The organism is uncultured Dysosmobacter sp. (assembly GCF_947631165.1).
GTDB lineage: Bacteria > Bacillota > Clostridia > Oscillospirales > Oscillospiraceae > Oscillibacter.
In genome coordinates this window covers 19,908-28,654 of record NZ_CANRKH010000030.1, presented here as the reverse complement: position 1 = coordinate 28,654, position 8,747 = coordinate 19,908, and the positions used below count along the sequence as shown (strand labels likewise).

Below are 8,747 nucleotides of genomic sequence, written 5' to 3'. Positions count from 1 at the left end.
ATGCACGCCATGGGTCCCAACGTGGCCGGCGTCATCGGCTCCGCCATCGCGGCCGGTGTGCTGATCTCTTTGTTCGGGTAAATCAATGATTCGTTATGTGATTCTATAAAAAGAAGGGGGCATCCCAATGGCATTCAAGCCACATCACAGCATGGTCCGCTGTCCGGAAAACTGCAATCACCGCGCACTGTTCAAGGCAGTAGGCTATTCAGATCATGACTTGGAAAAGCCGATGATCGGTATCGCCAACTCATGGAATGAAATCGTACCCGGTCATTTCAACCTTCGCCAGGTTGCGGAATTTGTCAAACGCGGCATCTACAGTGCCGGCGGTACGGCAGTCGAATTTGGCACCATCGCCGCGTGTGATGGTATTGCACAGGGTGACGGTATGTTTGCGATCCTTCCGACCCGGGAAGTAATTGCAAACAGCATCGAGCTAATGGTTCGCGCCCACAATTTAGATGCAATCGTACTGTTGGGTTCCTGCGATAAGATCATTCCCGGAATGTTGATGGCAGCAGCACGGCTTGATATTCCCGCAATCGTTCTGCCGGGTGGTCCCATGCAGGGAGGCGCGGTATTAGACAACCGTCCTTCTGATTCCACATCCATGTCAGAGGCAGTAGGCATGATGAAAGTCGGGAAACTTCGGGAGGAAGATCTGTACACCTATGAAAACTCCTGCGTCCCCACCTGCGGCAGCTGTTCTTTCTATGGAACAGCAAACACGATGTGCTGCACAGCGGAGGCTATGGGGATCGTTCCCAGCGGCGGTGCCGCCATCCCAGCATACCATATGGACCGCCTGCGAATGGCGGAACACACCGGAGAACGCATCGTCCAGTTGGTTAAGGACCACATAACAGCCCGGCAAATTCTGACGCTGGACGCAATCGAAAACGGTGTGATTTTTGTAAATGCGACCGGCGGCTCCACAAATGCGATCTTACATCTTTCCGCCCTCGCCTATGAACTGGGAATCCCTACAGAAAAAGTTATGGATCTATTTGAAAAGCACGGGAAAACAGTGCCTCAGGTCGTTAAGATAAATCCAGCCAGTGCTTATAACATGGAGGATCTGTTCTATTCCGGCGGCGTTCCGCAAGTCTTAAAAGAACTTCGCCCCATTTTGAACCAAACTTGTATGACAGTTGACGGCAAAACCATAGGAGACCTGACTAAGGATCTTTCAAATTGCCGAACAGTAAATCGGCGTGTTATCAAAACCATAGCCGATCCCTTTTCTGTCGGCAACGGTTTAGCCATTCTGCGCGGCAACTTGGCACCGGACGGCTGTGTCACAAAACCCGCTGCAATCAAAGAGGAAATGCGCACTTTCACCGGCACCGCAAGAGTGTTTGATTCTGAGGATAGTGCGATTGAAGCGATCCTTGGCGGCAATATTCAAGCAGGTGATGTACTGGTCATTCGTTACGAAGGCCCCAAGGGCGGTCCCGGTATGCGCGAAATGTGCAACGCTATGAAATATCTCTATGGCTTAGGGCTTGGAACATCGACCGCCATTATCACAGATGGGCGGTTCTCCGGGACAAATAACGGTTGTTTTGTAGGGCACATTTCTCCTGAAGCAGCTGAAAACGGTCCGATCGCTGCCGTGCAGGAGAATGATAGAATCACAATCGATATCCCCAATCGTGTTATTACACTGCATGTTGAGCAAGAAGAAATCCAGGAACGCCTGAAAACTGTAAAAAGACCCGCCCCCAGGTTTACGCACGGATATCTTGCTATGTACAGCAAAAGCGCATCTTCCGCATCTGAAGGCGCTGTCTTGAAATAAATCAAGGAGTTGTATCAAATGCGCAAAAAAATTGAAATCATGGACGGCAATCAAGCCGCCGCATATGTATCCTATGCCTTTACAGAGGTGGCAGGCATTTTCCCGATCACGCCCTCCTCTCCTATGGCGGAACACGTAGACGAGTGGGCCGCCAACGGCAAAAAGAATCTCTTCGGCCAGCCGGTACAGGTGGTGGAAATGCAGTCTGAAGGAGGCGCGGCCGGTACGGTCCACGGCTCTCTCCAGTCCGGTGCCCTGACCACCACATATACCGCCTCCCAGGGTCTGCTGCTGATGATCCCGAATATGTACAAGATCGCCGGCGAGATGCTGCCGGGCGTGTTCCATGTGTCCGCCCGCACCCTGTCCGCCCATGCTCTGTCTATCTTCGGCGACCACTCCGACGTGATGAGCGTCCGCAGCACCGGCTTCTCTCTTCTGGCGTCCTCCTCCCCCCAAGAAGTCATGGACCTGGGCGCTGTGGCGCATTTGGCGGCCATCCACTGCCGGATGCCCTTTCTTCACTTTTTCGACGGTTTCCGCACCTCACATGAGATCCAGAAAATTGAGGCGCTGGACTATGAGGAACTGCGTCCTCTGGTGGACGTGGAGGCCCTGAAGGCATTCCGAAAGCACTCTCTGAATCCTGAGCATCCTGCTACCAGGGGCACCACTGTCAACCCTGATATCTTCTTCCAGTGCCGGGAGGCCTGCAATGAGAAAGTGGCCCAGATCCCCGCCGCTGTGGAGTACTACATGCAGGAACTGGGCAAAATCACCGGCCGCCCCCACCATCTGTTCGACTACTATGGTGCGCCTGACGCAGAGCGGATCATCGTGCTGATGGGCTCCGGCGCAGAGACCGCCAAGGAGACCGTGGATTACTTGACCTCCCAGGGCGAAAAGGTGGGTCTCATCAACGTCCACCTGTACCGTCCCTTCTCTGCCGAGCACTTCCTGTCTGCCGTTCCCGCCGCATGTAAAAAAATTGCCGTACTGGACCGCACCAAGGAGCCGGGCGCTATGGGCGAACCGCTATATCAGGACATCTGCTCTGTATACAAGGAGCAGGGCATTCCCATGGACATCGTGGGCGGCCGGTACGGTCTCAGTTCCAAGGACACCACCCCCGGTCAGATTCTGGCGGTGTTCGACAACCTGAAGCAGGAGACTCCCAAGAACAATTTCACTATCGGTATCGTAGACGATGTGACCTTCACCTCTTTGCCCGTTACCCAGGAGATCGAGACCTCGCCCGCCGGGCAGACCAATGTGGAGATCTGGGGCATGGGCTCCGACGGCACTGTGGGTGCCAACAAGAACTCCATCAAAATCATCGGCCACAGCACCGACCTGTACTGTCAGGCTTACTTCGTCTACGACTCCAAGAAGTCCGGCGGCCTGACCCAGAGTCACCTGCGCTTCGGCAAGGAACCGATCCGCTCCCCCTATCTGGTCACCACCGCCGATTTTGTGGCCTGCCACACCCCCTCCTATGTCAATAAATATGACATGGTTAAAAATCTAAAGGAAGGCGGCACCTTTCTGCTGAACTGCCAGTGGGATATGGAGGGTCTGGAAAAGAACCTGCCTGCCTCCATGAAGCGGAGCTTGGCTGCCAAGAAGGTAAAGTTCTACACCATCAATGCTATTGATATTGCCCGGAACCTGGGCCTGGGCAACCGCACCAACACCATTTTGCAGGCTGCTTTCTTCAAACTCACCGGCGTGATCCCCGTGGAGCAGGCTGTGGCCGAGATGAAAGATGCAATCTACAAGACCTATTACAAGAAAAAGGGACAGGCCGTTGTAGACATGAACAACGCCTCCATTGACCATGGTCTCAACGAACTGACGGCGATCACTATCCCCGAATCCTGGGCAGACGCACAGGACATCCCTGTGGAGAGCGCCGCTCCCGCCTTTATCCAGGATGTGGTTTCCGTGATGAACCGTCAGGAGGGCGACAGTCTGCCTGTGTCCACCATGGTAAAATACGGCCTGGAGGACGGCACCTGGCCCGCAGGCACCTCCAAGTATGAAAAGCGGGGCGCTGCCGTGGAAGTCCCTGTGTGGAATGCCGCCAAGTGCATCCAGTGCAACCAGTGCGCCCTGGTCTGTCCCCACGCCGCCATCCGTCCCATTCTGCTTAACGAGAAGGAGGAGGCCGCCAGGCCCACAGGCTTCAAGACCGTTGCAGCCAAGGGCATGAACGGTAAGTACACCTACCGTATGCAGGTCTCTCCCTATGACTGCACCGGCTGCGGCAGCTGCGCCAACGTGTGCCTGGCCAAGGATAACGCGCTTACCATGGTGCCGCTGGCCGGCCAGCTGAAGGAGGCTGAGAACTGGACCTTCGCCGTGGAAGAGGTAGAAATCAAAAAGGACGCCGTCAGCCCCAAGAATGTAAAGAGTTCCCAGTTCGCTAAGCCCTACTTTGAATTCTCCGGTGCCTGTGCGGGCTGCGGCGAGACGCCTTACATCAAGCTGGTGAGCCAGCTCTTTGGCGACCGCATGTATGTTGCCAACGCTTCCGGATGCTCCTCTGCTTACGGCGGCTCCACGCCATCTTCTCCCTACTGCACCGACAAGAAGGGCTTCGGCCCGGCCTGGGCCATGAGCCTGTTTGAGGACAACGCTGAATACGCCTATGGTTTCCTGCTGGGGCAGGACGCCGTAAAGCGGCAGCTGATCGAGCATGTTCAGGCCCTGGCTGAGAGCGGTATCGCCGTGGACGCCTGCAATGCCTATCTGGAAAAGGGCAGCGATTCCGCGTATTCCCGTGCCGTCAGCGACGCGCTTCTTGCCGCTATTGAACATGACCCCAGTGATGCCGCCATATTCATCCGGGAAAACAGTGAGTATCTGACTAAAAAGAGCGTGTGGGCTTTCGGCGGCGACGGCTGGGCTTATGACATCGGCTACGGCGGTCTGGATCACGTACTGGCCTCTGGCAAAAATATCAATGTACTGGTGCTGGACACCGAGGTGTACTCCAACACCGGCGGCCAGTCCTCCAAGTCCACGGCGGCGGGCGCTGTCGCCAAATTTTCCGCCGGCGGGAAAACGACCAAGAAGAAGGACCTGGGTATGATGGCCATGAGCTATGGCTATGTTTATGTGGCCCAGGTGGCTATGGGGGCTGATCCAAATCAGACATTGAAGGCCATCCGGGAGGCGGAGGCCTATGATGGTCCCTCCATCGTCATTGCCTACTGCCCCTGCATCGAGCACGGCATGAAGTGCGGCATGGGCTTGAGCCAGCTGGAGGAGAAGAAGGCTGTGGAAGCCGGTTACTGGCACCTGTACCGGTATAATCCCGACCTGAAGGCCGCGGGCAAAAATCCCTTCGTGCTGGATTCCAAGGAGCCTACCGGCGACTTCCAGAAATACCTGCTGGGCCAGAACCGCTACGCCTCCTTGAAGCTCAGCTTCCCCGAAAAGGCCGAGGCCTTGTATGCCAAGGCTGAATCCGACGCCAAGGAGCGGCTGGAAAGCTACCAGAACCTGGCCCACAGTTCGCTTTAAATAAATAGCAAACCAAAAGCAGATCTAAATTATACTAGAAAGGGCGTTTATCATGCTGAAACAAAAGGATATCCACACTGTACTGATCGCGGGTTCAGGAATTATGGGAGCCTCTTTCGCCCAGATCTTTGCCAAACATAACTATGATGTTATTCTGTATGATATCATGGAAAGTGCTCTTGAAAAGGCAAAGAGTCTGATCGATGTAAACCAGAGAGCAGAAATTGCTCAGGGGGATCTAACAGCGGAAGAATCCTCCGCGTTGACTGGCCGCATTACTATGACCACTTCTAAAGACAGCTTCTCCAAGGCGGACTTCGTATTGGAGGCCATTGCAGAGAAGATGGCTATCAAACATTCTTTCTGGAGCGAGGTTTCAGAAAAAGTTGGTGAGGACGTTATCCTTGCCACCAACACCTCCGGCTTGTCCATCTCTGAGATCGCCCAAGCCGTCAAACATCCCGAGCGTTTCGGCGGCATGCACTGGGTGAATCCTCCGCACCTGATCCCCTTGGTGGAAGTAATCGCAGGTGAGAAAAGTTCCGCAGAGGCCCTTGATATCATCTATGACATCGCCGTGGACCTGGGCCAAAAACCTGTGCGTGTATACAAAGATCCCACGGGATTCATCCTCAACCGTTTGCAGTACGCTGTCGTGCGTGAAGCCTGCCACTGCGTTGAAATGGGTTACGCCAGCATGGAAGATGTAGACAATGTCATGAAATACGGTCTGGGTATGCGCTATGCCTGTATTGGCCCCTTTGAGACCATCGATTTCGGCGGCATTGACATTTTCAATCATGTCGGCAGCTATATGTTCGACGCCTTATGCAATGACAGCGGCGTTCCCAAGCTGTTGAAAGACGCCTTTGAGGCCGGTAAGTTCGGCGTTAAGAACAATAATGGTTTTTACGATTACAGTGATGGAAAGGGCGAGGAAGCTCTGGCTAAAAGAGATGCCGCTTTCATCAAGCTTTCCAAATGTCTTTATGGAGGCGAAAAGTGACCTGTGCCTTTCAGCATTGGCAGTACCCTGTTTGAAAAAAACGGCGGCAGGGTAAATTGATCGCCATGCAAAAGGCCCTCCTGCTCCATGTGTTCATATCCTTAAATTGTGAAGATCCCGGTGCGTTATATGGCAGGCCATATCGTACCGGGATCTTCTACAGAGGATATCCCTCCGTCTTCTTATACGTCTTTGAGACAGGCCTCCAAGCCATACACCGCTCACAAAATATTAAAACCAGTTGATTGCACATCAAAAGCAAGAGGAACCGCGCTGAAGCATCAATTAAGGAGGTATTCCCATGGAGCAGAAATTGGTCAAAAGAATGCTGAAATTGGAAGCAGCGCACACATATTATCAATCAAAGCTCGAAAATGAGATCTCATATTTCAGAGAATGTGCTCGTACTTATGATGTTGAAAGTATTGTAACGCTTCTCCCACTTATGCTTCAAAACATTCAGGACACTCGCAGCTATTTGAAAAAGTTGGAAAATCAAATACAGCTGTTGACTTTTTTTATGGATGATGAAACTTTGTAAAGTCTCCTTCCTTCAGTTACAAAGCGGGTCCATATAAAAAGGAAGGTACAATAAAGCCCCTAGGATGACCAGACACCCGAAGATAGTGCCTGGTCATGCCAGGGGCTGCCAGCGCCAGGAGCACATGTCACCTGTGCTGTCATCACATATTAGACTCCAATAAACTGTGCAAGATGGCGGGATATAGAAAACCAAATATTTGATATTCCTATGTTTCATCTCCCAAGTGGGGGCCAACATAGGAATTCTTATTTTGGGGGAAGAATGAAACATGAGCATACCATATGATTTTATTTCAGCTGACAATGCACACTTGAAATCCAACCTGCCGGATTTTTGTATCTCTGGCTCACTTCTTAACAGCGTATGATCCTTGGCAAAGCAATCGCTATGCACCCAATATGAGACCTCTCGCTCCCATCTGACTTGCGGTGGTAAGCCGCTTCAGCAAACTCACATTTGCAGCAATCTCAAATACTTCGTTTTATCCGCCAGACACGTCTGAATGGTTTTATGGGATATCAAATGCTCTTTTTCCACTTGTTCTGGATGGCATCAATTTCTTCGTCGCTCATCCCGATTTCTCGGAGCACCTTGTGATTATGCTGGCCAAGATCCGGCGCTTTTCCCACATTCAGTTCATAGCCGGAGAAATCTGCAATTCCCACTGCCGCAAGCTGTTTCGGCCTGGATGTAACGCTGTCCGGTGTAGGAATCTCACGGATCCAACCGCACTCTCTTGCATGCGGATCATTTTCAATATCTTCTAGACTGTTTATCTTACAATTTGCAACGCCATGCGCATCCAATATCTTGATGGCATCCTGGATGCTTGGAAAACTTTGCAGCCAGGTTTCAATTGCCTGGTATATCTCCTTTACATGCTTCGCACGAAGCTTAACAGTTGCGTAGTTCGGATTATCGGCCATATCCTGCCGCTCCATTGCCACACAGAGCTTCTTGTAAAGCGCATTATTGGCAGCACCGATAGCAACATAATTATCATCGTCATACTTAAAAATTCCGTATGGGCAGAGGCTGGCGTTGACATTGCCGCTGCGCTTGCGGCTGGGCTTTCCGGTATACGGATGTGTAAAGCAGCCCCACATGAAAAGGAGACTTCTAGTCAGGGCGATATCCACATGCTGGCCGTTTCCGGTGTGATCCCGGTTATAGAGGGCCGCAAGAATATTGCCATAAGCGTTCATACCGGCAATAAAGTCGGCGATAGTCGGCGTGATCAAAGTAGGTTGGCCGTTTTCCACCGGCGTTGTGTAGTAGGCAAAGCCGGAATATGCCTGAGAAATGACATCATATCCAGGTCTTGCAGAATACGGACCCGTATGGCCGAAAGCTGAAATCGAGCAGTAAATAATAGACGGATTCACTCTCTTGATATCCTCATAGCCCAGGCCCATTTTGTCCATAGAGCCAGGCTTCGCGCTTTCAATCTGGATATCCGCCGTCTTTGCCAGTTCCAGTGCGATCTTTCGGCCTTCCGGATCCTTCAGGTCCAGCGTAACAGACTCTTTGCTTCTGTTGCAGATAATATGAGATGTACAGGTGCCGTCAACCTGTTCTGCCCAGTTGCGGTTATCATCGCCGATGACCGGGCGTTCAACATGGATCACACGCGCACCGATATCTGCCAGCAATGCGCCCGCAGTCGGTCCTGCCAAATTGCTGGTAAAGTCCAGGACCTTGATTCCTTTTAGCATAATATTTTCCACGTCTGCGTCCTTTCTGTTTTGTGCACGGTTGTTAAATCTGCTCCCCCTGAAATGATCCCAAATGGAACAGCGTGTCCGCATTATTTTTAAGATAGAATCTGTCCGACTTCCAGTGAGGTAAAAAGCTGAACCACGGAA

General features: G+C 52.2%; 6 protein-coding genes. 5 read left to right on the top strand and 1 reads right to left on the bottom strand.

Annotated features, from left to right (window positions below; translation table 11 throughout):
* The 5 genes from Q0Z69_RS12840 to Q0Z69_RS12820 all read left to right on the top strand — a co-directional run.
* On the top strand, window positions 1–81 hold an 81-nt coding region (locus Q0Z69_RS12840), incomplete at its 5' end, for a sodium ion-translocating decarboxylase subunit beta (protein WP_298034267.1).
* 46 nt (window positions 82–127) lie between these two features.
* Entirely contained in the window at window positions 128–1,804 is a 1,677-nt protein-coding gene (ilvD, locus tag Q0Z69_RS12835; RefSeq protein WP_298034261.1) for a dihydroxy-acid dehydratase, read from the top strand.
* Window positions 1,805–1,822: 18 nt separating this feature from the next.
* Window positions 1,823–5,332, top strand: a complete 3,510-nt coding sequence (gene nifJ, locus Q0Z69_RS12830) for a pyruvate:ferredoxin (flavodoxin) oxidoreductase (protein WP_298034258.1) — start codon at window positions 1,823–1,825, stop codon at window positions 5,330–5,332.
* A gap of 52 nt (window positions 5,333–5,384) precedes the next feature.
* A complete protein-coding gene (locus Q0Z69_RS12825; RefSeq protein WP_298034256.1) occupies window positions 5,385–6,338 on the top strand; it encodes a 3-hydroxyacyl-CoA dehydrogenase family protein in 954 nt (317 codons plus the stop codon).
* 301 nt (window positions 6,339–6,639) lie between these two features.
* Entirely contained in the window at window positions 6,640–6,879 is a 240-nt protein-coding gene (locus Q0Z69_RS12820; RefSeq protein ID WP_298034253.1) for a hypothetical protein, read from the top strand.
* A 521-nt stretch (window positions 6,880–7,400) separates the two neighbouring features.
* On the opposite strand, the gene Q0Z69_RS12815 is transcribed toward Q0Z69_RS12820, so the two are convergent.
* Complete coding sequence (locus tag Q0Z69_RS12815; RefSeq protein ID WP_298034250.1) at window positions 7,401–8,609, bottom strand: CaiB/BaiF CoA-transferase family protein; 1,209 nt, start codon at window positions 8,607–8,609, stop codon at window positions 7,401–7,403.
* Window positions 8,610–8,747 lie beyond the last annotated feature (138 nt).

Coding starts and splice junctions, on each gene's coding strand:
- ilvD (WP_298034261.1), top strand. CDS start 128: ATGGCATTCAAGCCACATCACAGCATGGTCCGCTGTCCGGAAAACTGC.
- nifJ (WP_298034258.1), top strand. CDS start 1,823: ATGCGCAAAAAAATTGAAATCATGGACGGCAATCAAGCCGCCGCATAT.
- Q0Z69_RS12825 (WP_298034256.1), top strand. CDS start 5,385: ATGCTGAAACAAAAGGATATCCACACTGTACTGATCGCGGGTTCAGGA.
- Q0Z69_RS12820 (WP_298034253.1), top strand. CDS start 6,640: ATGGAGCAGAAATTGGTCAAAAGAATGCTGAAATTGGAAGCAGCGCAC.